Consider the following 22476-nt stretch of genomic DNA (forward strand, 5'->3'; position numbering starts at 1 on the left):
CCACCAAACTGGTGGTGCTATACGGCGACAAAGAAACCAAGACCAACACCGTGTCTTTGCAACAACTATTACAAATACCCGATACCCAAACCCGGAACACTTTATCTTTGCAGTACTACAAAAAACAAAGCCATCAGCACACAGGTAACGACCAATGCCGATGGCTTCAAAAACAAAAACCAAAGATATGAGGAAAAAAATTGTCCCTGCGGATAACCGCAGGGTTTTGTCTTTCCCTTAAGTTGACGGCTATGGTGTATACACGAACCACGGAAGTGTAACTTTGCTAAGGCTCCTGAAGAAATGCCGCAACTTTCCCGGCGTTTATATTACCCAATCCTGGAACAGTTATTGCACACCGCACAAAACTTTATTCCAAAAATCAACACGCAGCAAATGGATAACAAAACACTTTCCATCGTCTCTTACATTACCATTATCGGATGGCTCATTGCTTATGTCATGGGAAAAGACAAAATGGACAGCCTGCTCCGGTACCACCTCAAACAATCACTCGGGCTCGGACTGGTCAGTCTCGCCTTTTCCATCTCTCTCAATATTGTGGCTTCTATCGTTCCGGCCTTAAGCTTTCTCGGTATTATCGGTTATGCCATCATCGTACTCTGGGTGATCGGCATCATCAACGCCGCCAACGGCGAAATGAAACCTGTTCCTTTTATCGGGAAGGCATTCGAAGACAAGTTTTCTTTCATCGGTTAATCAACTGATCAATCCTGAGTATACATCCTAAGCAGAAGGCTATCCTTCTGCTTTTTATTGCGCACTTTTGAGATTGGACTCAGGCACTACTATCCCGGTGAAAGGTTCTTTAAAATCTATTTCATAGCAGAATATCTTGGACAGTACCCGGCGTATAATGCCGGTACTTCCCTCGGGAATTGTACCTTTTTTCACGTTGTAATCTCTCGTTAGCTGCACGTGATCGTTTTTCTGAAATTTCATTATTGAACGGTTAATTGACTTTTGTAATAGTTGTATGCTTGCTTCACCGCCTGTATCGCGGCTACTCTTTTCGCCGTGTTGTTGGATGTCAGGTCATCTTTATAGGCCGCTACTATCGTAAGAAATGTGTTCGTTAATTTTTCATGCTCCTGTGCCAATGCCGCCGCCTGCTGCCTGTTGGCATCAAGATTTTGCAGTTCAGGTACCAGTGGCTCCTCCGCCGTGCCGCCGGACTTCGCCTGGGCCGGTGCAGGAATAGATATACCTGAAAAATGCTGGATACTTTGACTAAGCACTTTGAACGATGTCCGGAACGCCTGGTCCGCATCGAGCCTCACTCCCTTGATTACAAAACTTCCGGGACCATCCATTTTAATGGCGATATCTGAATTACCAACAACAGTAGTCACTTTCGTCCGGTTGATGCGGGCTGCCTTGTCTGATTTGGCCAGGTTACTTTCGTCATCATAAAATTCCGTCTTGTATTTCTGCCAGAACTGTTCCGGTGCTTTTGCCACATAAGAGGCCATGCGATCATCGGTGATCGTGTTGCCAAAAATGCCGGCAGGTACTGCCATTGCCTTTATGTCTTCCGTGAGCGTACCAATATTATCAATAACCGTTTTATCGCGCACACCGGACTCTTCCAGTAATTCCTGCAGGTATTTCTTCAATGCGTCCAACTGCCGGTCGTAGGATGCCTGTGTTGCTTCATACTGCGCACGGAAATCAGCAGCTTCACTGTTCAACAGCTTACTCAATGCCCCGCGCGTATCCGTCATTTTACTTTTAAATAAACTCATTTCAGCATTGATCGCGCTATCGACCTGCTCCATTACGCCGGACAACTGTGATTGATCAAAATTGTCGAGCGCAGCCAGCGCACCGCGTACACTGTCAGAGATCAGCTTTGACATATCATTGAAGAAGCTTCCGTTAATGCGTGTATTATATGCTTTCAGTTCGCTCTCCAATTTCTGCCGTTGGTACTCGCGGCTTTTCTGCATTTTATCCATGTCAAATGCATCAACGCGTACATTCATGGAGGAAAAGCAGGAAGACAGCAGGCAGATCATCGCAAATCCCGTTATCAATCTTGTTTTATTCAGCATGGCTTAAAAATTAGGTAGAAGCATTTCCGCCGCCGCAGATGCTGCGGGCGATTGGGCTTTCATATTAAGGAGAAATATTTTCAGACTGGTTTTCACTTCATTCACCGAAGCACTGTCGCGAAGCGTGGTGATAAAACTATCACCGAGGGCCGTGACGGCCTGGTTGCGTTTTTTGATATCGGCAATCGCAGAGGTGGCTACAGTATTTTCCTGGATTTTTTCCCGTTGTGATAATCGCATGATCGATCCGAGTATCCGGTCGTTTTCCGCGAAAGCGCCGATTTGTTCGGATATGGCGTTGCTATTGGTGGAAAGAATTAGGACCAGCTTTTTGTTGCTGTCGATCCTGAGCTGATCTGTCGTATGATCTTTGGGATCGGTGGTATAAAAACGCACGGACGAAGCATAGGTGGTATCCTTTTCCACGGGCTGCGACATTTCACCAAAATAACGGTCTACGGCTTTGTCGTCGTAGAAGCCACTCATGTACCGGGCTTTTGAGGCAAAGGATTTTTCGTCGATGCGCAGGCGGTAATAATTGTTACCACTTTTAAAGTAATGGACTTCGTGGCCGGTCTGGCAGGCGGCCAGTAGCAAGCAGGCCAGCACAGCGATTAGTTTTGGTTTATATGGTGTCATGTTGTTTGCTTTACCTGAATGAAGAAAAGCAATTCAAGATAAAGCAGATATCACGCTGTAAAGGAGGGTGTTTTTCCCGGGTACACCCCGTTTTTTCCCGGTGGGGTGCGGTTTCCGGAAAAATCCCTGACTTTTTATCAAACCAGACAAATACTTTTACCCATATTATTTTATCATGGAAATGGAATACCTGGTCATATATGCCATCATCTCTCTTATACTGAGTGCTGTGATTGCTGAAAACATTGGAAAGAGAAAAGAGATTGGCTTCACCGGTACATTGTTGCTCGGTATTTTTTTTACGCCGTTGGTAGCGTTAATCGGAGCCCTCGTCAGTGCACCGTTAGACAAACAACACACCAATCCAGTTAAAAGCTCAGCCCCAACGCCCGGCAACAATATTTCTATGGCAGATGAATTACAAAAGCTCGCCAGCCTGCGGGAAAAAGGAATGCTCACTGAGCAGGAATATCAACGCTTAAAAGACAGGATTATTCAATAAAAACCACATAGTCTCCTGCCGGAATTAAAATAGGAAACGATTAATAGTAAGGAACAGGTGTATTGACCGTAATAGGCGTTCCACTCCAATAAATCGTAATGTCAGGGTGCAGGTATCCGCCGCTGGCCGTTACAAACCCTGAATAAAGACAAGGTGTCCAGGTAGTACCACCAATATAAAGATCCACCTGGCAAGCCGAAGGATCATAATAGGTAAAATGAACAAGATCACCGGATGGTGTATAATAGTCAGCCTGTAATGTAACCGTTTTGGAAAATTTGCCGACCGACTGAACGGAGCCATATAATTTTTCCGAAGAAAAGATAAACGTAGCGAGGAACACTAACAGTAGTGCATAAACAATTTTCTTTTTCATGTTGTAAGGTTTAAAGTATGATAGCAGGAGACTATGAGGCTTTTTTGTCAATTGTGAATAGCCAATAGTGAATGGTGAATCGTCAATCGTGAATCGTCAATCTGCCCTATTACTTAAAACTTACAACCTTATCCCTTACGCCTTAAACCTTACGCCTTCACGAAAGGCAGCTCCACCAAAAACACTGCCCCGGCTCCCGGATGACTTTCCGCCCAGATACGTCCCTTATGGCTTTCGATAATCTGACGCGCAATGTAGAGGCCAAGGCCGCTTCCCGGTTTTGATTCGCCGGGAACACGGTAAAAGCGATTAAAAATGGCATCGGTATAAGCTGCGGGTATTCCCGGTCCTTCGTCGCGCACCGACAGCCTAACATGTTCGCCCGATGACTCGGCTTTGAGGGTTATCAGCGAACCGGTAGGAGAAAATTTCACGGCATTTGATAAAAGGTTGGTCAATACCCTTGTCAGCTTTACTATATCTGCCCGCACGGTTAACGGTTCTTCCGGCAACAACAGATCCAGGCGATGGGTAACCATTTCCGTTGTGTCGATGCACTCGCGGATGAGGTTTTGCAATACGGCCGTGTTAAAGGAGAGATCGAGCTTACCTGCCTGTATTTTCGACACATCCAGCAGATCGCCGATCATGTCTTCCAGCCGGCGCAACTGCCGGCCGATCTTATCCAGGATTTCCGGCGGTACGGATGATAATTGTTTCGCTAATTGCACATAACCGCTGATGGTGGTCAGGGGCGTTTTGAGTTCGTGGCTGGCAAAGCCGATGAAGTCGTCCTTTTTTGCATTGAGGATACGTACTTCTTCATATAGTTTGGCATTGTCCAGCGCAACCGCTGCCTGCGATGCGATGGCAGATATCACCTGCTCATGTTCATAGAGAAATTTCGACGGTTCCGGATGGCCGAAGAACAGGCCGCCGATTACTTCACCCGTGCTCCTTGCCACGGGCACTGCCAGGTAGCTTACCACCGGCAGGTGTCCCTCCGGCATTCCTGAGTGTGGATTATTTTTCCCATACAATGGATCGCGTCTGATATCGTCCGACCTTACTATCCTTTCGCCATGAAAGGTTGTGCGGAATAGCGCCGTGTTTCTCGGCATACCCATCTTTTCAAATGCTTCACGCGGGGCACCGGATAAACTGAATAGATGGTAACTTTCGCCTTTATCGTCCACCTGGTTATAGAAAAAAGCGCCGAATGCCGCGCCGCACAGGCGTCTAGTAGCATCGGTCACTTCCTGCAGGATCTGCGGCACATCCAATTGAGCGGCAATCCGTTTCCCTACATAATTGACCTGTTCCAGGCGATGTGCATATTGCCGGATCAGCTCTTCGTCCTGTTTCTGTTTTGAAATATCACGTGCAATTTTTGAAGCGCCTACTACTTTTCCCTGTTCGTTACGGATGGGGGAAACGGTCAGGGAAATATGAATAAGTTTTCCGTCTTTCCGCTGGCGGATCGTTTCAAAATGTTCGACCCTTTCTCCGCGGGCCAGCCGCGAAATGATCATACCTTCTTCCTGGTGGCGATCGGGTGGAATGATGAGGTACACAGGGCGGCCCACTGCTTCATCGGCGGTATAGCCGAATATCCGTTCAGCCGATTTATTCCAGCTTATAATGGTGCTGTTCAGATCTTTGCTGATGATGGCATCTTCCGAAGAATCGATAATCGCTGCCAGGAATGCCTTTCTTTGCTCAATGTCATCAGGTTGCATAAGTAGTTCAGGGGATTATTTAGACATGGAGAAACGGGCTTGATGCACTGCATAAAAATAATCAAAAACATTTTACGCTATACCTTGCCTGTTATCGTTTTTAATTCTATTTTAATTTTTTGGCTGCAAATTTGCGGCTGAAGTCCGAACCACCATACCATAACGATAATCATTAACCGGTATTTTTATTTGAACACCACCATGCAGCACATTTTAATTGTAGACGACGATCCGGATCTTTTGGAGATGATCACGCTTGTACTTGTCAGCCAGCGCCATAAGGTCACCACTGCCAGTTGCGGCGCCGCCGTTGCCGGCGCACTCGACGGACCACTCCCCGATCTTATTCTTATGGATATCTATCTCGGCGATGCAGATGGCCGCGACCTCTGCCGTCAGTTGAAAGATTCATCCGCATACGGCCATGTTCCCGTTTTACTGTATTCTGCCGGTTATATCCAGCAGGAAAGCATTGCCGCATCGGGAGCAGACGACTTTATCGCCAAACCCTTTGACATTTATCAACTCCGCGAGCGGATAGACCAGTTGATCCTGCAGAGCAGAGATGCGCAAAAAAAATCCCCTGTTGAAGAACAGGGGGATATGAGCGAAGGCGTTGCGCTTGTTTAATGTCATTGAACTTCTCCGGTGAAAGACAATAGATCACCACCTTTCGAAGATTTTTCGAAAATCATTCGATAAAATTCGACAGCCTCAGGTTCGGGAATCTCTGAGGTCCAACCGTCGAGCCTACTACTCATATTGCAGAAAACCCGAAATGCTGGTTCGTGGATACACGAACCAAGGCATTGACCATTCACCATTCACTTATTGTCTTATTGACTTATTGCCTTAGTGCGCCTTCTCCGCATACGCACGGAAACTATCCAGTATCGCCTGCCATCCCATGCGCTGCATCTCCAGGCTGTTCTGGTTCTCCGCATCGAAGGTTTCTTTCACATGCGTACCACCTTCCACTGCTGTGAAAATGATCTCCACCTTGCGGCCATCACCCAACGTATACGCAATTTTCTCGTTCTCTTTTACCTCGGTATACGTACCGGCAAAATCAAATCCCATGCTGCCATCGCGGGCTTCCATGCGCGATTTCAGTTGTCCGCCCACACGCAGATCGTTTTCGGCTGAAGGTGTGTGCCAGTCCGGAGAAGCGCTGTTCCATTGAATAATGTGCTCGGGCTTGTTCCAGATTTCCCATACTTTTTCTACAGGCGCATTAACGGTGGTTTCAATAGTGATGCTTTGCTGTTGCGTTGCCATGACTGTCTGTTTTGTTGATTGTGTTATTGGTTATTGACCACACAAAGATGATATCCTGCTAACAAACCGATCGCGTGTCAACACGACTTTGATGAGGGTTATTTGCGACGTCGCAATTTATTTTTCGGTATGAATGTATTGCAGTGCGCGTTCCAGTATTTCGTCGCGGCCCTTCAGCACCGCTGCCAGTGTGGGCGTGACGGTTATATCCACACGTACACCTACCCGTTGCGTGGGGGTGCCATCGGGATAATATACACCGAGGCCGGACATCATCGTACTGTAACCGCCGGGAAATACAATCGTTGATACGTTGCCGTCGGCACCAGCCGTCTGATTGCCGATGGTCATAACAGCGGGAGCTGTTTGCAAGAGCATCGTTGAAAATTCTGCATGACTTTGTGTGCTTTCATTTACCAGCAGGATCAATTTTCCTTTATAAGGCTGCTTATTTTGTGTTCCGCAAAAAAAGTCTTTACTCTTTTCAAATAACCCGGGCCTGTCTATTTGTGGTACTGTGGCATAGACAAAGGGAACTGCTTTCGGATGTGTGTACCGGCTTAGCTGTTGCGCCGTGCCTTGCGGATAATTGCGGATATCTAAAATGATCGCACGCGTGTCTTTCAATGCATTCATGATCTGTTTAATGCTGTCTTGTTTCAACCTGCCCATGTGAATGTAGCCCACTCCCTCTTCCAGCATTTTCCACATCCCATCTTTTGACGGCGTCATCCATGGCTTTATCTCCTCCCAGGCATAACGGTGAATCTTTTTTTCCATCAGCTTGCCATCACGTTCTATCACCACATCAGCTACCGGCGAATTGCCATGCAGCAAAGTAGCCACATTGTTCCGGTAGCGCCCGCGTTCGTTGGAGCCGCCGATGTACAACCAGTTGGCATCAATGATCTGTTGTGGTGTGCGGCCGTCTATTTTTTTTATAATGTCACCTGCCCGTATATCATCCATTCTGCAAAGAGAATCGCTGCTCAACCGCACCACCACCGCTTCTTTTTCTATCCATTGTAATGACAAAGGTGCCATTCGCACACCAAAAAGCGGACTGCCGCAGGATGGTACATAAGGTGCGCAAACACCTACCCCATGACTATCGTTGATACGCGCCGCCAGTTGCCATATCGCAGCCTGATAGGCAAGCGTGTCGCCTGCATCACGGAAAGGAATGATCATTTCATCCAATAGGTTGTTCCAGTCTTCGCCAATATCTTTTTTATAAGGGAAAAAATATTGGACCACATTCCAGTAACGATACAAACCGAGCAGGCGATACTCCATCGACGGGTAAGCCATGGTTTCATATTTCGGCTCATTCATCATTTCTATATTACCCGCCCCCTTATTGCTTAGATAAAAAGGTTTACCATGATACCTGTTTTGCAATACATCCAACAGCCTTGCCCGAAGGGTCGTATTTAAAACAGGATTTTCTTTCAGCCAGGTAAGTCCTGCCGTGGTCATATCATCGTCTGTATAAGCACTGCATGAACGGCATTTTTTTACTTCGCCCAGCTCGTCCAGCCAAGTGGTATAAAAAGCATTGACGGCTTCCGCGTCGGGCAGCTTTTCAAGTTGCCCTATTTTACGGATCAGCACCTCGTCCCAGTTGTACTGCCCGCCTGCAACAGCCGGATGAAAGTATTTGAGGAAACCCCACACGCGACCCAAATCTGCCAGCCGCTGCTCGTGCGTGAGCGCCTGCGCATGGCCATGAATAAACGAAAAAACCGAGACAGCCAGCAACAGGATTTTTTTCATGATAATGTATTAATGGATGAGGATGAGCGTAAGTTAAGCCGCGGTATTCATCCGGCCAACAACTGCTAATTTTTTTAGTTTGTGTTTTATCGTATTTTAGCCGCAACAATCGATCACCCATGCCTGCAGATATTAAATGTCCGCGTTGCGGACACGAATTTGAACCCAATGATGCCATCCGCGAAGAAGTGGAAAAGGAATTGCGCGCCAAAGCCGCCGAATGGCAGAAGAAAAAATCGGAAGAATACCAACAGCAAACGCAACGCCGTGAAGCCGAGTTCCAGCAGCAACTGCAGCAGGAAAAGCAACGCCTTCAGCAGCAACTGGAAGAAAATATCCGCAAGAACATTGCAGCCGATTACGAAGTACAACTGAAACAACTTTCCGACAACAACCGGCACAACGAAGAGAAACTGAAGGAAGCCCGGCAGAAAGAACTCGAATTCCTGCAAAAAGAACAAGCGCTCCGCAACCGTGAAGCTGAAATGGAAATCAACATTCAGAAACAATTGCAGGTGGAACGCGAAAAACTGACCGACGATATCCGCAAAATAGAAGAACAAAAGATCGCCACGCGCGAAACGGAATTCCAGCTTCGTTTGAAAGAACTCGAAAAACAACTGGAAGACCAGAAAAAACTTGCCGACGAAATGCGTCGCAAAGCCGAGCAGGGCTCCATGCAATTGCAGGGTGAAGTACAGGAACTGGCATTGGAAGAGATGTTGCGTGGCTCCTTCCCCTTCGATCTTATTTCAGAAGTAGGAAAAGGCGTGCGGGGGGCGGATTGTATCCAGACCGTACGCAACGGATTCGGGCAGGAATGCGGCCGCATCATCTTCGAAAGTAAGCGCACCGCGCATTTCGGAACAGACTGGATCGAGAAACTCAAAGCCGATATGCGCAGCCAGGGCGCCGACGTGGCCGTGATCGTTACCCAAAGCCTGCCCCGCGATATGGACCGGTTCGGAGAGAAAGACGGCGTATGGATCTGTTCATTTGCCGAAGTAAAAGCCGTAGTGTACATGCTGCGCGATGGCATCATAAAAGTATCCACCGCACTCAAAAAACAGGACAACAAAGGTGACAAGATGCACCTGCTGTATGATTACCTGACAAGTTCTGAATTTGCGGAGCAATGGAAAGCGATCCGTGAAGGATTCATGAGCATGAAGATTTCTATTCAGAAGGAAAGAGACGCGATGGAAAAATTGTGGAAGGCGCGGGAGAAACAACTGGAAAAAGTATTGCTGAGTGCAGCACATATCCGCGGCTCCATCGAAGGAATCTCGGGATCAGATGTGGACCTCGAACTACTCGGCCCCGGTGAGGAAGAAGATAGCGATTGATCAGGACACCACCCAGGCCAGCACGAGGTGATCGAAATGACGGTAATACAGATCAAGTGAAGTATTGTTCTTGGTAAAAAGACAACGCACTCTGCCCGCATCGGCATCTCGTTCCAGTAGACGGATATGCGCTTTGAAATCCACTTCTCCGTCACCATACCATTTATACACAGCTTCCTTGATGCTCCAGATCGTCGTGAGTCCGCGCACACCCGGTTCACTACCGAATACGGCTCGCTCTTCCGGCGTGGTAAATTTGGAAGCGATGCGTTCGATGCGCGCCACGGGAATTTCGGCATCCACGCCCGTGCGCAGATCGCGGCTTACCAATGCCGCCGCATAGTCACCGCAATGAGAAATGGAAAAATGATACTGCGCATCCGGTAAAAAAGGTTTGCGTGTATCGGCGATGCGGATGAGTTCGTAAGGAAAATCCGGATAAAGATATCGCAGCAGGAAACGCCCCGCCAGGTGCTGCAAACGCTTATGGGGGTGCGTTACATCGCGGTGTTGCGGAACATTATCCTTAAAAAATTCCTCCGTTTCTTCGATCTTCCATACACCGAGGCGGGTGGAAGGGTTGATTTGTTGTTGAAAAAAAATCGGCATTCGTGCTGGTTTCTCCTTTATTTTGCCGGTTAAAGATAGAGTAAAACTACGGCTATGATCCTCTCCGATAAACGTATCCTCGAAGAAATTGAAAAAGGCACCATCAAACTGGCGCCTTACGACCGCGAATGCCTCGGCAGCAACTCTTACGATGTGCACCTGGGCAAATGGCTGGCTACGTACAAAGAACATATCCTCGACTCCAAAAAACATAACGAGATTGAATACTTCGAAATTCCGGAGGAAGGTTTCGTATTGTATCCCCATATTTTTTATCTCGGTGTTACACTCGAATACACCGAAACACATGCGCATGTGCCGTTCCTGGAAGGGAAATCATCTACCGGCCGTCTCGGCATCGACATTCATGCTACTGCCGGTAAAGGCGACGTAGGTTTTTGCGGGCACTGGACGCTCGAGATCTCGGTCAAACAACCTGTGAAAGTGTATAAGGGAATGCCGGTTGGCCAGCTTATTTATTTCCCAGTGGAGGGTGAGATTGAAGTACGCTACGATCAGAAGAAAAATGCCAAATATTCCGGTCAGCCCGATAAGCCGATCGAGAGTATGATGTGGAAGAACAAGTTCTGATTTGGCAATTTGATGATTTGAAAATTAGAGAATGGAATTAGCAGTAAGTCTGATTTTCAAATCATCAAATTTTCAAATTAACCCTCATATTTCCTGAAACTTCCGGTAATAAGCAATCAGCCACGCCACCACTTCACTGTAGGTTCTTTTGCCGCCGGGCTGATTATTGGCTTTGAGGTAACTTCCGTAAGCCCAGGTGATCAGCGGCTCGATGGGATTCTTGTATTTCTTTAAATAATCACGGTAGGCTTTGATGTCGGCTTTTACCTGCGGATGCAGGGTCTGGTTGTAGGCGCGTAGTGCTGCGGAATCGCGGCGGTATAATTCTCCTCCCGCATACTGGTACATGTCGAAATAAACCGAGTAGCGGAAGAACACGGATGGATGTTTGCGTGAAGCAAGGAAAGCCACAAAGTTGGCTTCGTTCTCTTTCCCATACCCCAATTGATGCGCGATCTCGTGCATGGTCACAAAAGGTTCGAGTGCACTGGGGATAGTGGTATTGACCTGTGCTTCACCCGAAAAGGGATTGTAATAACCCTGGAAACCGAGTATGTTTCCCGCATAACTGAATAAGGAAGGTTTGGCAGAGCGGGGCTGGTAAGCCAGGTAAGGATGTTGTTGCGCCATGCTGTCGTATCCGCGGCCTGCCTGGCGAAACAGCCTGTACTTATCACGGGCAAAAGAATCACGCGCTTCAGGTGTGAGTTGCGAAGCCTCTTTGTTGAGCGCAGTATGCAAGACCTTAACCAATGAATCCAATTCGCCCGTAGAATAGGCGCTGACCTCGGTAAGACCGAGCTGCGATGAAATGCCCAGCCGGTTATAGTTGAGTCCCCACAGGAGATTGAAGAAAACGTAAATAAACAGGAAAAGGAAAATGCCTTGTTGCAGCGCGGCTTTGAAATAAGCGCGGTTGAGCCGGCGGAGAAACAGGAAACGGAAGAAACGGACCACGCGGAAGAGCAGCAGCAGGATCAGGAAGCCATAAAAAAGATCACCGATACTGAAAGGAATCCAGCCGAAGAGGGTACGCTGCAGCCTTGATACAATAGGATAAAAGCCGTACGTATAATATTTTTCAACCATATTGGGGTACAGCGATACCCATTTAATGGCAATCGCCCCCAGGATCAGCAACACCCAACTCCAGCCTTTCATCAGCCGGGAAAAAAGGCGGGAGAAAAACTTTTGCACCGGAATAAATTAAAAATCATTAATAATGAGCAAATTACGATAAATTGCCCAGCAAAAATAAATGAAAAAGACCGCGGAATAGTTCATAAATTTTACCTACCTTTGCCTCCCGATTTTTCAGGACAAATGTTGAGCCATGGGTCACCGCCGAGATTTTGAGATAGCCTTTGTAGGGTTGAAACCCGGAGTTCATGAGTACAACTATGAGATTGACGACAAGTTCTTTGAGGCATTTCAGCAGCAGGATTTCCGCCACTGCTCAGCGAAAATAAAACTCTCGCTGGACAAGAAAAACAGCTTCATGTTATTGAAGTTTGAAATTGGCGGTACGCTTGAAGTCACCTGCGACCGTTGTAATAACGACCTCCCGCTTGAACTGTGGGACGAGTTTAACATGACGGTTAAGATGGTGGAAGATGCGGAACTGATGAATGACCAGGAAGATGATCCCGATGTGTATTATATCGGTCGGAATGAAAGTCACCTAGACGTAGCCAACTGGATCTACGAATTCATCAACCTGAGTATTCCGATGCAGAAGGTCTGCGGCTATGAAAACGCCGACGGTCCCAACTGCAACCCGGCCGCACTGAAAATGCTTCGTCACATGGAACCCGATCCTGAACAGGACGAGCCTAAGGAATCGAATCCGATCTGGAAAGGCCTTGAACAGTTCAGGGACCTGAAAGACAAAGGGAAAAAATAAAAAGAGAATAATTTTCTAATTAGTTAAATAGCAGAGATATGCCAAATCCCAAACGCAGACACAGCCAGCAAAGAAGCGCAAAGCGCCGTACTCACTATAAAGCTACTGCGACCACGCTGACCACTGACAGCACTACCGGAGAAACGCATGTACGTCACCGTGCACACGTAAGCGAAGGAAAACTGTACTACAAGGGCAAACTGGTTAGTGAGACCGCTCCTTCCAAAGCTTAATATTGTTTTTTCAAATAACGGACTTGATTCCAAATCCATTGCCGACCTTTGGTTTGCGATGAGGTTTGGAATTTTAATTTTGGGAAATAAGCTTCTATGGTTATAGGCATTGATATGATGGGCGGTGATTATGCTCCCCTCGAAGCCGTTAAGGGGATCAACCGTTTTTTGAATGAGGACAAGGAAGGTGATGTACGCCTGCTGCTGATCGGCGACGAGTCACAGATCAACCCACTGCTGAATGAGCACGCCGTGCCCACCGGCAGACTGAGCGTTGTACACGCGTCACAGGTGATCGACATGCACGAACATCCCACCAAGGCCCTTAAGGAAAAACAACAGTCATCCATCGCCATCGGATTTCATTTGCTGGCATCCGGCAAAATGGACGCTTTCATCAGCGCAGGTAATACCGGAGCCATGCTCGTCGGCACACTTTTCACCATCAAAGCCGTGGAAGGTGTCATCCGCCCTACCATCTCCAGTATCGTTCCCCTTCACAACGGAGGAACCGGACTCCTGCTCGATGTCGGTCTCAATGCCGATTGCAAACCGGAGCAACTGAACCAGTTCGCCGTGATGGGCAGCATCTATGCGCAGCTCATTCTTGGTATCAGCGAACCACGCGTAGGCCTGCTCAACGTGGGAGAAGAAGAAGGAAAAGGAAATGTGCTGGCCCAGGCCACTTATCCCCTTCTCAAAGAAAATAAACATATCCGTTTTATCGGTAATATTGAAGGAAGAGACGTACTCACCGGCAAAGCCGATGTGATCGTGTGCGAAGGTTTTACCGGCAACGTCGTACTTAAACTCGCAGAATCGCTGTACGACCTTAAACCGGTCAACAGCACGAACGACGATTATTTCAACAGGTTCAACTTCGAAATATATGGAGGTACTCCCGTATTGGGAGTAGCCAAACCCGTTATCATCGGGCACGGTATCTCCGGACAACTGGCATTCAGCAATATGATCGGCGTAGCACGTAAGATGGTAGAAAAGGATGTATTGGGTAAAATGAAAGAAGCCCTGCGTCCGGAAGAAGCCTGACCAATGCCAACCGATCATCGCGGCTGCTTATGAAGCAAACTTTCATTACGGCACTTAAAGCTGAGCTGGAGCATACTTTCGGCAGGAAGATCCGTTCTTCCCGCGATTGCCTGCAATTGGTAGACGCGATATTTCAACGCACCGGTGAAACCATCAATGCCAACACGCTCCGCCGTTTTTTTGGTCTCGTTCAATCCCAGTACGCCGCTTCCTCCGCTACCCTACTTATTCTTTGCCGTTATTGCGGATTCGATTCTCCCGATGAAGTAGAGGTCAATATCCGCAAACAAACCACTACCGATATCGCACGCCAGGAAGTATTGCATTACCTCGTAAGCCTCTTCCGCGACGTACCACCTCCTGAAGGCCAGGACTACGACCGCGTACTCGACAATCTCACCCGCCGGACGATTGAATTCCTCGAACGCAATGAAGCACTCATCGATCCGTTTCAACGCGAAGTGGCCCGCACACGTGCCGGACAATTCTATTATTACGAACAGGCCGTGCAGATGGATCATCTCAATGGTTCTTATGGAAAAGGTCTTCGTTATTATCTCGCTGCCAAGGCCACGCCGGATGCCATCCTGTTCGCACATGCCATCCAGGTATTCCGCTATTGGCTCAACCAGGACCTGCGGCAACTCGATAAACACATGAGCCGGCTTGCCGACACCCCACCGCATCCACACCTGGCTCCGCACATCATGGGCAGACTGATGGCCGCGCGTTTATTTCATCTGCATGCGCATGGAGAAATCACCGACAAACTGCTCGCCGAAATGCGCCGCTACCAATCCATTCTTAAAATCACGAGGGAAAACTCACCTTCCGCGGTCCCGGATTTTGAACTGATCATCTGCGAAGCACTCACGCTTACCGGGCACCTGACCGAAGCACGCGAATACCTCCAACGCGGACGCAACTATTATGCAGCTTCACATCACCTCTTACCCAACGAACCACTCGCGATCTGGGAAACATTATTAAGTAATATAGACGGACGGAGAACGCGCAAAAAGAACAAGGCCGCCAGCATCCCGTCCCTCGATCCACTCTGCCGCAAATACCATAGCTTATTATTATACCGGCTCGGAACTCCACTGCGGCAGCCCTCCGCCAAAAAGCAATTAGCCACGCTCGTAGAAGAAACAGGCTTTCAGATTTTCGCTCAACCCGGAGCAAATTTCATTCTGAACAAAAAAGAACAATTCTAATATTATTTTTATTTCTACTTTAGACGCAGAAACAACCCCGTCTCACTTAGTCCTTCCTATAGAAGTCCTCTTTATCTTTCTTTTCCAATTCTTCTGAAATCATATCCGTTTGCTGATTGGAGCACCAGCGATTGCATTGACCGGTTATGGCCTTTTTCTGCCATTTAAGCCGGACAGGCAATTCATTGGCCTATTTTAAATTATTTGTATGTTATCTATTCCCTATAAACGGACACTGCTGGTCTGTGCTGCGATGTTGTATGTTCTGTTGTTTAGTTCCTGTACCAACACCAAGAAGGCTACTTACTTCTATGGTATGAAAGATGGTGCCGTAGCTACTCCAACGCCTGTACCCGAATCGATCATTCAGAAGAATGACATTCTCTCCATCACGGTATCCAGCCTCAACCCTGAAGCTTCGGCTTTGTTCAATGCTTCGAATGGTATCGCCACTGCCGGCGGCAGTAACGGCGGTAGTACCGGAGCCGCTGCAGTCGGTTATCTCGTAGGTCCGGAAGGCAACATTCAATTTCCCTTGCTAGGTCTGGTAAAAGCAGAAGGCCTTACCAAGAATCAGTTGAAGGATTATATTACCAAAACGCTCGGCGACCGCAAGCTGCTCGTAGATCCTATTATCACCATCCGTTTTCAAAACTTCCGTGTTACGGTGCTGGGAGAAGTCAACCACCCTTCGGTGGTGAGCGTTCCCAACGAAAAACTTTCTTTACTCGAAGCGCTGGGCCTGGCCGGTGACCTTACCATCTACGGCGAGCGCAAGAACGTAATGATCATCCGCGAACAGGGCGACCAAAAGCTCATCAAACGCATCAACCTGAATTCAGCAGAACTGTTCTCTTCACCCTACTACTATCTTCAGTCCAATGATATCGTATATGTGGAACCCAACAAAGTAAAAGTATCCAGCGCTGGCCGTACCATGCAATGGTTACCGATCGTGATCAGCGGTTTGTCGCTGGCCGTGATCGTCGCAGACAGACTTATCCCGTCCAACTAATACGCTATTATATGCAAACAGCACCTTCCAAACAGAAAAAAGAGCACCGCAACCTGGTCAGCGAGGTCTGGTATAAATATTTTCCCTATTGGCCCCTGTTCATCATCATGTTCATCCTTTGCATGTTCGTGGGCTGGTTCTATCTGAAGGTAACCGTACCGAAATACGAGATCAGCGCCTCCCTCATGCTGAAGGACGAAACCAAAGGTTCGTACGACGGCGAAACCCTCAACTCACTCGACCGGCTTTCCGAAAAAAAGATCATCGAAAACGAGTTGCAGGTATTGCAATCACGCAGCCTCATGCAGGATGTAGTACGCCGCCTTCACCTCTACGCTTCGTATTTCGAAGAGGGAAAACTGGTTGCGACTTCCGCTTACACCAGCACACCCGTAGTGGTGGAAGCCGCCAACCCGGATGAATTGAAGACCATCAAAAAGCTTCCGTTCACTTTCCGCGCGTCGGACAGTACGGTGCGCATCAACGGGCAGCGTTATGCCTTGAACCGCTTTTACGCCACTTCATTCGGCAACATCCGTTTTGTACGCAACCCGAATTTCCGTCACGCATCCAAGCGGGATCTTTACCTCACACTGACCAATCCCAAAACGGCCACGTCGGTCTTCATCGGCAGTCTCCGCACTCTCGCCGGCAAAGAATCGACGGTTGTTTCGCTTTCAATCAAAGACATCGATCCTTATCGGGGTGAGCAGGTGCTCGACGAACTCATGGCTGCCTATGACCGGGCCGCTATCGACGAGAAAAATAAAATCGCTGAAAACACCTCCGCCTTTGTAGACGAACGCCTGCTTGCCGTGCAACAGGAACTCGATAATGTGAACCAACGCAAGCAAGCCTACAAAGCAAGCCGCGGTGCTGTCGACATCAGCGCACAAGGTGAATTGTTCCTGAAAAATGTTGGAGAGAATGATCAGAAAGTAAGCGATGTGAACATGCAGCTTTCCGTTCTCGACCAGGTAGAGAAATATGTGCAATCGAAAAACAGTGCCGACGGAATCGTTCCTTCCACTATCGGGCTGAAAGATCCATTGCTGGCCAAACTCGTGGATCAGTTGCAGGAAACCGTAACCAGCTACGAAAAGCTGAAGAAGACCACCGGCGAGAACAACCCGATGGTGACCTCGCTGAATGACCAGATCACTAAATTGAGACCCAGCCTGCTGGAAAACATCCGCAACCAGCGCAGCAGCCTCGAAGCCACCAAGCTTAATCTCTATTCTACCAACAACCTCTACAGCTCCATGCTGCAGACCATTCCGCAGAAAGAAAGAGACCTGATCGATATCGACCGCGAACAGGCTATCAAACTCGGTATTTATAATTTCCTTCGTCAGAAAAAAGAAGAAAGTGCGCTGGCCCATATCTCTACCACCTCGGGCAGCCGCATCGTTGATAAGGCACAGGCCAGCTTTTTCCCCGTGACACCGAAGTCACAACTCATTTATATTATCGCCCTGGTATTTGGTTTGGGACTTCCCATTGGCTTCATTGCCATCCGCGAAATGCTGAACAGAAAAATATTGTTCCGCAGCGAAATTGAACACCTGACCAATGTGCCTATCATCGGCGAAGTAGTGCTCGACAGAAGCAAAGATCCGTTGGTGATCCGCGAAGGCAACCGCACATTCATTGCAGAGCAATTCAGGAGAATACGTTCTTCGCTTGGTTATCTCGGCGTGAACACCGTCAAGAAAAAAATATTGGTCACTTCTTCCCTGCCGGGTGAAGGCAAGAGTTTTGTTGCCGCCAACCTCGCGCTGAGTTTAGCCGTTGCCGGTAAGAAAGTGATCCTTGTAGAATTTGACCTGGCCAATCCTTCCCTGAGTCAGAAGCTCGGTCTTCAGCTCGACAAAGGGGTAACCAATTATCTCTGGAACGAAGCAGAGCCGGAGGAGCTGATCCGCCGTGCTCCAGCTCACGACAATCTTTTTTTCCTGCCCGCCGGTCCGGTGCCCGAAAATCCTTCGGAGCTGCTGATCAATCCGCGGGTACAGGAACTGCTCGAATATCTCGAAGCAATTTTCGACGCTATCATCATCGACTCTGCACCGGCCAGTCTGCTGTCCGATGCATATGTACTATCTCCGATGTGTGACGCTACATTGTATGTCGTGAAACACAAGTTCACACCGAAGATTCACCTGGAGCGTCTCGATGAGAGCAATGCGGTAAATCCGCTCAAGAACATGGGTATTATTTTCAACGGCATCCGCTCCCGTGGCTTTACCAAAAATGGTTATGGCTATGGTTACGGATATGGCTATATACATAACGGACAAACCGGTAGCAAAAAAAAGCGTTCGCGCGCGGCAACGCGTGGATAAGCGAACAGTTTTCGCACAGGTTTTTCCGGAACGGCTTTCATTCAAAGACTCATTACACATGTGCCCTGTAACTGAGATGGGCGGAGCCTTTTCCCGGGAAAACCACTGATTAGCAGTTTTTACTCAACTCTTAAACCTGATAACAATGGTTTCGCAAGATGGTAAACAATGGTTCGCACTTTATACCCGCCCACGCTGGGAGAAAAAAGTGACCGAACTGCTGGACAGAAAAAAAATTCAAGTTTACTGCCCGCTTAATAAAGTACAGCGTCAATGGTCTGATCGCAAGAAGATCGTTCATGAGCCATTGTTCAGCTCCTACGTTTTTGTTTGCCTTTCTCCTGAAGAACAAACAAAAGCGTTGCAAACCGACGGCGTGATCAATTTTGTGTACTGGCTGCACAAGCCGGCGGTGATCCGCAACGACGAGATCGACGCTATCCGCCGTTTCCTCAACGAATACGAGAATGTTTCACTGGAGAAATGTCCGGTAAACATGAACGACACTGTCCGCATTCTCAACGGTCCGTTGATGACATGGGAAGGACAGGTGGTGGAAGTGCGCGCCAATACAATCAAAGTAATGTTGCCTTCGCTGGGGCAATGCCTCGTGGCCGAGTTCCGCAAAGAGAATGTAGAGAAAGTGATCCATCCGGTATCGGCCTATCACATGAAAGCCGTTTAATTCAGCATTATGCCATTGAGTGAAGTGAAGCTCCTGGAGCTTCCGAAAATTCTGGACCCGCGCGGCAATCTGTCATTTCTCCAAAACAATGATCAGTTACCTTTCGCTGTACAACGCGTGTATTGGATTTATGATGTTCCGGGCGGTGATTTTCGCGGTGGTCACGCTTATCGTTCTTTGCAGGAAGTGATCATTTCCCTTTCCGGCAGTTTTGATGTGGTGCTGAGTGACGGCTATGAAGAAAAAAAAATCACATTGAACCGCTCCTATTACGGCTTGTATGTGCCAAAGATGATCTGGCGTCAATTGGAAAATTTTTCGACCAATGCGCTTGCCTTTATCGCGGCCGACCAGCCTTACAGCGAACAAGATTACATACGCGATTTCGAAGCCTTCAAGCAAACTGTATGAGTCAGCCATCCGTATTCGATTGCAGCGTTATTTATTTACCCCGCATTCATAACCGCTCAGGCAACATCACTCCTATTCACAACAGCCGCGAAATCCCTTTCGACGTGAGAAGGATTTTTTACCTGTATGATATTCCGGGCGGTGAATCACGCGGTGCTCATGCACACCGCCGCTGCCACCAGTTCCTGGTAGCCGTGAGCGGTTGCTTCGAAGTATTGCTCGACGATGGACATACCCAACGCCTGGTGATGCTCAACCGCCCTTATATGGGCCTGCACATTCCCCCGGGCATGTGGGCATCCGAAGTAAATTTTTCTTCCGGTTCCGTTTGCCTCGTACTGGCTTCCGAACTTTATGACGAGCATGATTACATCCGCAACTATGACGATTTCAAAAGCTTCAGGACTCCCGCCTGAAATTACCGGTCGCAAAACAATATTGAAAGAAGTAACACCGGAGGACGCGGAAAACATTTGCCGCCTGCGCAATGATCCGCAGATCAACCGTTACCTCTCGAGCTCCGAGGCCGTTTCAGTGGAACAACAAACCAACTGGATCATCGCCAACAAGGCTCGCAACGACGGCTATTATTTCAAAATCCTCGATAGCGATCATCATTTCTGCGGCACCGCTTCCATTTATAATGTGCAGAATGGCGAAGCCGACTTTGGCCGTTACGTTTGCACACAACCTGTTCAGGCAGTGGAAACGGAATACCTGCTGATGGAGTACGCATTCAACAGCATGCAGTTGAATAAACTGTTTTGCCGAACGGCGGAAGACAACCGTCGCGTATGGCGGCAGCATGTAACGCTTGGTTTCCGCGAAACCGGCCAGGAAATATTACCGGGAAAAGAGCTGCTGATCAAAGTACAGGAACTTACCCGCGATGCATTTTTGCAGCATGACTATTCATTTTTACAACGGTTGATCGACCGTTTCTAGTTTTGTTAATGACACTTTATTTTATTTCAGATACGGTTACCACTCCTATAACCCGGGAACTTAAAAAGACATTGCCGGAACTTTCCGTGGAAGAACGTTATGAAGAAGACCTGATCCCGGCATTAATGCAATGGCCCGAAAAGCCTGCTGATGCGGTCTATTTCATTCACTCCGATCAGTACTTCCGGCACAAACCCGCTGCCTGGCAAATGCAGTTCTTACAGACGGTTCATGCATTTGCGGCAAGGCAAACCGGCCCTGTTCTTTTATCCAATCAACTCGACGACAGTTTCGAACCACGTGCATGGGCCGGCTACGCAGGAAGACAAACCAGCATGGCAGACCGTTATCGCCCGCAACTGGAAGCATGCCTTTCATTACCCAACTTATTTGTGTTTGACCTCGCGGAACTGGTGCTGAATATCGGTGCGGCACAATTTTACCAATACAATCTCGGGCATCTTTACCAGATGCCTTACACCAAACCGGCGGTGAAAGCCATCGCCGGTGAATTGCAACAACAATTGCAATGGCTGCAGGCGGAAGAGAAAAAAGTAATCGTGCTGGACTGCGACAATACACTCTGGAAAGGCATCGTGGGTGAAGATGGGGTTGAAGGGATCATCTGTGACAACAACGCCGATGGGATCACTTATTATCACTTCCAGCAATTCCTCAAAAACCGGATCGAAGAAGGGTTCCTGCTTTGCCTCTGTTCAAAAAACAACGAGGCTGATGTGGAAGCGGCTTTCCGCAAACGCCGCATGCCCCTGCAATGGGAAGATTTTATCGTAAAAAAAATAAACTGGCAGGACAAGTATACGCAGTTGCAATCCATCGCGCAGGAACTGAATGTGGGCATCAACTCACTGATCTTTATCGACGACAATCTCTTTGAACTGAATGCCACCAGCGCCATGCTGCCGGGACTGACTACTTTGCATTTCACCGGTGACTACAAAGATTTCCTGCACCTCACGCGTTCCTTCCATTTCAGAAAAAGAAATATTTTAAAAGAAGACCGCCAGCGTACGGAACTCTATCGTACGGAACAGGACCGCAACCGCCTGCTGGGTGAAACCGGTGACATGAATGCGTTCATTGATGCGCTGGGAATTGAAATGGAGATCGGCGTCAACGATCCGAAAGATCTGGAACGTTTGTCACAACTCACCGGCAAAACGAATCAATTCAATTTTAATAAACAGGCTTATACCACCCGCGAACTCGAAGAGATGATTGAAAGGGGCTGGAAATTATTCTCCCTGCGTGTAAGCGACAAGTTCGGGGATTATGGCCTGGTAGGATTGATTATAACAAGACCGGTGGTAGAAAATCATCTCATCGAAAACTTCCTGATGAGTTGTCGCGCTTTGGGCAAACGCATCGAAGAAAAATTCTTTCACGAAGTATTCTTGCAACTACAAAACCAGGGCACTGCGCCAGGCCAATTCATTTTTACGCCGACCGAACGCAATCAACCTGCCCAAAATTTTATAACCATACTGACAAATGACTATCAGCTTAGCACAATTGCAGGAAATATTCCAGAGCGCCTTTAACGAAGACATAGACCTGCTGCCCACCAGCAGCAAAGACACACTCGAGGCCTGGGATTCGATCAACCACCTGCAACTGATCGTAGAACTCGAAGACCGTCTCGGCGTTTCTTTTACGAAGGAAGAAATAGAACAGCTCGACTCCGTACCGAAGCTGACAGCCATGCTTGCCGCAAAATAAG

Annotated in this window: 27 protein-coding genes; 18 read left to right on the top strand and 9 right to left on the bottom strand. The window is 48.1% G+C overall.

Features of this window, described 5'->3' with window-relative positions:
* Positions 1-191: hypothetical protein (locus tag H608_RS24610; RefSeq protein ID WP_038007186.1), on the top strand; the 191-nt coding region annotated here is incomplete at its 5' end.
* A gap of 205 nt (positions 192-396) precedes the next feature.
* A complete protein-coding gene (locus tag H608_RS0104330) occupies positions 397-720 on the top strand; it encodes a DUF4870 domain-containing protein (protein WP_028786604.1) in 324 nt (107 codons plus the stop codon).
* Positions 721-774: 54 nt separating this feature from the next.
* Here H608_RS0104330 and H608_RS0104335 read toward each other — a convergent pair whose 3' ends face one another.
* The 3 genes from H608_RS0104335 to H608_RS0104350 are packed head-to-tail and all read right to left on the bottom strand — an operon-like array spanning position 775 to position 2714.
* Positions 775-963 carry a hypothetical protein gene (locus H608_RS0104335; RefSeq protein ID WP_028786605.1) on the bottom strand — a complete coding sequence of 63 codons (189 nt, stop codon included), beginning with the start codon at positions 961-963 and terminating at the stop codon, positions 775-777.
* Positions 963-2075 (bottom strand): hypothetical protein, encoded by a 1113-nt coding sequence (locus H608_RS0104340; protein ID WP_155990047.1) that lies wholly within the window; start codon positions 2073-2075, stop codon positions 963-965. The genes H608_RS0104335 and H608_RS0104340 overlap by 1 nt, the downstream gene beginning before the upstream one ends.
* A 3-nt stretch (positions 2076-2078) precedes the next feature.
* Complete coding sequence (locus tag H608_RS0104350; RefSeq protein WP_028786607.1) at positions 2079-2714, bottom strand: hypothetical protein; 636 nt, start codon at positions 2712-2714, stop codon at positions 2079-2081.
* 175 nt (positions 2715-2889) lie between these two features.
* Here H608_RS0104350 and H608_RS21225 point away from each other — a divergent pair, with 175 nt between their 5' ends.
* Positions 2890-3216, top strand: a complete 327-nt coding sequence (locus H608_RS21225) for an SHOCT domain-containing protein (RefSeq protein ID WP_038007189.1) — start codon at positions 2890-2892, stop codon at positions 3214-3216.
* 40 nt (positions 3217-3256) lie between these two features.
* Here H608_RS21225 and H608_RS0104360 read toward each other — a convergent pair whose 3' ends face one another.
* Both H608_RS0104360 and H608_RS21230 read right to left on the bottom strand, forming a co-directional pair.
* Complete coding sequence (locus tag H608_RS0104360) at positions 3257-3592, bottom strand: hypothetical protein (RefSeq protein ID WP_028786608.1); 336 nt, start codon at positions 3590-3592, stop codon at positions 3257-3259.
* A 149-nt stretch (positions 3593-3741) separates the two neighbouring features.
* A complete protein-coding gene (locus H608_RS21230) occupies positions 3742-5331 on the bottom strand; it encodes a sensor histidine kinase (RefSeq protein WP_051268035.1) in 1590 nt (529 codons plus the stop codon).
* 201 nt (positions 5332-5532) lie between these two features.
* Here H608_RS21230 and H608_RS21235 point away from each other — a divergent pair, with 201 nt between their 5' ends.
* On the top strand, positions 5533-5961 hold the full coding sequence (locus tag H608_RS21235) for a response regulator transcription factor (protein ID WP_051268036.1): 429 nt from the start codon (positions 5533-5535) through the stop codon (positions 5959-5961).
* 222 nt (positions 5962-6183) lie between these two features.
* Here the strand turns inward: H608_RS21235 and H608_RS0104375 are convergent, their stop codons facing one another.
* Both H608_RS0104375 and H608_RS0104380 read right to left on the bottom strand, forming a co-directional pair.
* A complete protein-coding gene (locus tag H608_RS0104375) occupies positions 6184-6609 on the bottom strand; it encodes an SRPBCC family protein (protein ID WP_028786609.1) in 426 nt (141 codons plus the stop codon).
* A gap of 117 nt (positions 6610-6726) precedes the next feature.
* Positions 6727-8385 (bottom strand): S41 family peptidase, encoded by a 1659-nt coding sequence (locus tag H608_RS0104380; RefSeq protein WP_028786610.1) that lies wholly within the window; start codon positions 8383-8385, stop codon positions 6727-6729.
* Between the two features lie 119 nt (positions 8386-8504).
* Here H608_RS0104380 and H608_RS0104385 point away from each other — a divergent pair, with 119 nt between their 5' ends.
* On the top strand, positions 8505-9731 hold the full coding sequence (locus H608_RS0104385; protein WP_028786611.1) for a DUF2130 domain-containing protein: 1227 nt from the start codon (positions 8505-8507) through the stop codon (positions 9729-9731).
* Here H608_RS0104385 and H608_RS0104390 read toward each other — a convergent pair whose 3' ends face one another.
* Complete coding sequence (locus H608_RS0104390) at positions 9732-10340, bottom strand: 4'-phosphopantetheinyl transferase family protein (RefSeq protein WP_028786612.1); 609 nt, start codon at positions 10338-10340, stop codon at positions 9732-9734.
* 54 nt (positions 10341-10394) lie between these two features.
* Between H608_RS0104390 and dcd the strand changes: the two genes are divergently transcribed.
* Positions 10395-10931 (top strand): dCTP deaminase, encoded by a 537-nt coding sequence (dcd, locus tag H608_RS0104395; RefSeq protein ID WP_028786613.1) that lies wholly within the window; start codon positions 10395-10397, stop codon positions 10929-10931.
* 84 nt (positions 10932-11015) lie between these two features.
* On the opposite strand, the gene H608_RS0104400 is transcribed toward dcd, so the two are convergent.
* Positions 11016-12128, bottom strand: a complete 1113-nt coding sequence (locus H608_RS0104400) for a DUF3810 domain-containing protein (protein WP_245565720.1) — start codon at positions 12126-12128, stop codon at positions 11016-11018.
* Between the two features lie 136 nt (positions 12129-12264).
* Here H608_RS0104400 and H608_RS0104405 point away from each other — a divergent pair, with 136 nt between their 5' ends.
* The 12 genes from H608_RS0104405 (at position 12265) to H608_RS21250 (ending at position 22475) form a co-directional block, all read left to right on the top strand.
* Positions 12265-12834 (top strand): YceD family protein, encoded by a 570-nt coding sequence (locus H608_RS0104405; protein WP_028786615.1) that lies wholly within the window; start codon positions 12265-12267, stop codon positions 12832-12834.
* Positions 12835-12872: 38 nt separating this feature from the next.
* Positions 12873-13067 carry a 50S ribosomal protein L32 gene (gene rpmF, locus H608_RS0104410; protein ID WP_028786616.1) on the top strand — a complete coding sequence of 65 codons (195 nt, stop codon included), beginning with the start codon at positions 12873-12875 and terminating at the stop codon, positions 13065-13067.
* 96 nt (positions 13068-13163) lie between these two features.
* Positions 13164-14117 (top strand): phosphate acyltransferase PlsX, encoded by a 954-nt coding sequence (gene plsX / locus H608_RS0104415; protein WP_028786617.1) that lies wholly within the window; start codon positions 13164-13166, stop codon positions 14115-14117.
* Between the two features lie 29 nt (positions 14118-14146).
* Positions 14147-15334, top strand: a complete 1188-nt coding sequence (locus tag H608_RS0104420; RefSeq protein ID WP_028786618.1) for a hypothetical protein — start codon at positions 14147-14149, stop codon at positions 15332-15334.
* Between the two features lie 208 nt (positions 15335-15542).
* Complete coding sequence (locus H608_RS0104425) at positions 15543-16349, top strand: polysaccharide biosynthesis/export family protein (RefSeq protein WP_038007194.1); 807 nt, start codon at positions 15543-15545, stop codon at positions 16347-16349.
* A gap of 11 nt (positions 16350-16360) precedes the next feature.
* Positions 16361-18694: a GumC family protein gene (locus H608_RS21240; RefSeq protein WP_051268037.1), complete on the top strand. Its 2334-nt coding sequence runs from the start codon at positions 16361-16363 to the stop codon at positions 18692-18694.
* Positions 18695-18839: 145 nt separating this feature from the next.
* The gene (gene nusG, locus H608_RS21245; protein ID WP_038007195.1) at positions 18840-19379 is read left to right on the top strand and encodes a transcription termination/antitermination protein NusG; all 540 of its coding nucleotides are present in this window, start codon (positions 18840-18842) and stop codon (positions 19377-19379) included.
* A gap of 9 nt (positions 19380-19388) precedes the next feature.
* Positions 19389-19790 carry a sugar 3,4-ketoisomerase gene (locus H608_RS0104440; protein WP_028786620.1) on the top strand — a complete coding sequence of 134 codons (402 nt, stop codon included), beginning with the start codon at positions 19389-19391 and terminating at the stop codon, positions 19788-19790.
* The gene (locus tag H608_RS0104445) at positions 19787-20206 is read left to right on the top strand and encodes a sugar 3,4-ketoisomerase (RefSeq protein WP_028786621.1); all 420 of its coding nucleotides are present in this window, start codon (positions 19787-19789) and stop codon (positions 20204-20206) included. The genes H608_RS0104440 and H608_RS0104445 overlap by 4 nt, the downstream gene beginning before the upstream one ends.
* The gene (locus H608_RS0104450; RefSeq protein WP_028786622.1) at positions 20172-20735 is read left to right on the top strand and encodes a GNAT family N-acetyltransferase; all 564 of its coding nucleotides are present in this window, start codon (positions 20172-20174) and stop codon (positions 20733-20735) included. The genes H608_RS0104445 and H608_RS0104450 overlap by 35 nt, the downstream gene beginning before the upstream one ends.
* 71 nt (positions 20736-20806) lie before the next feature.
* Positions 20807-22297: an HAD-IIIC family phosphatase gene (locus tag H608_RS0104455; RefSeq protein ID WP_162142841.1), complete on the top strand. Its 1491-nt coding sequence runs from the start codon at positions 20807-20809 to the stop codon at positions 22295-22297.
* Positions 22248-22475, top strand: coding sequence for an acyl carrier protein (locus H608_RS21250; RefSeq protein WP_081658792.1), 228 nt, complete (start codon positions 22248-22250; stop codon positions 22473-22475). Before H608_RS0104455 ends, H608_RS21250 begins: the two co-directional genes overlap by 50 nt.
* Position 22476: the final 1 nt, after the last annotated feature.

This window comes from Terrimonas ferruginea DSM 30193 (genome assembly GCF_000425585.1).
In the GTDB taxonomy this organism is placed as follows: domain Bacteria; phylum Bacteroidota; class Bacteroidia; order Chitinophagales; family Chitinophagaceae; genus Terrimonas; species Terrimonas ferruginea.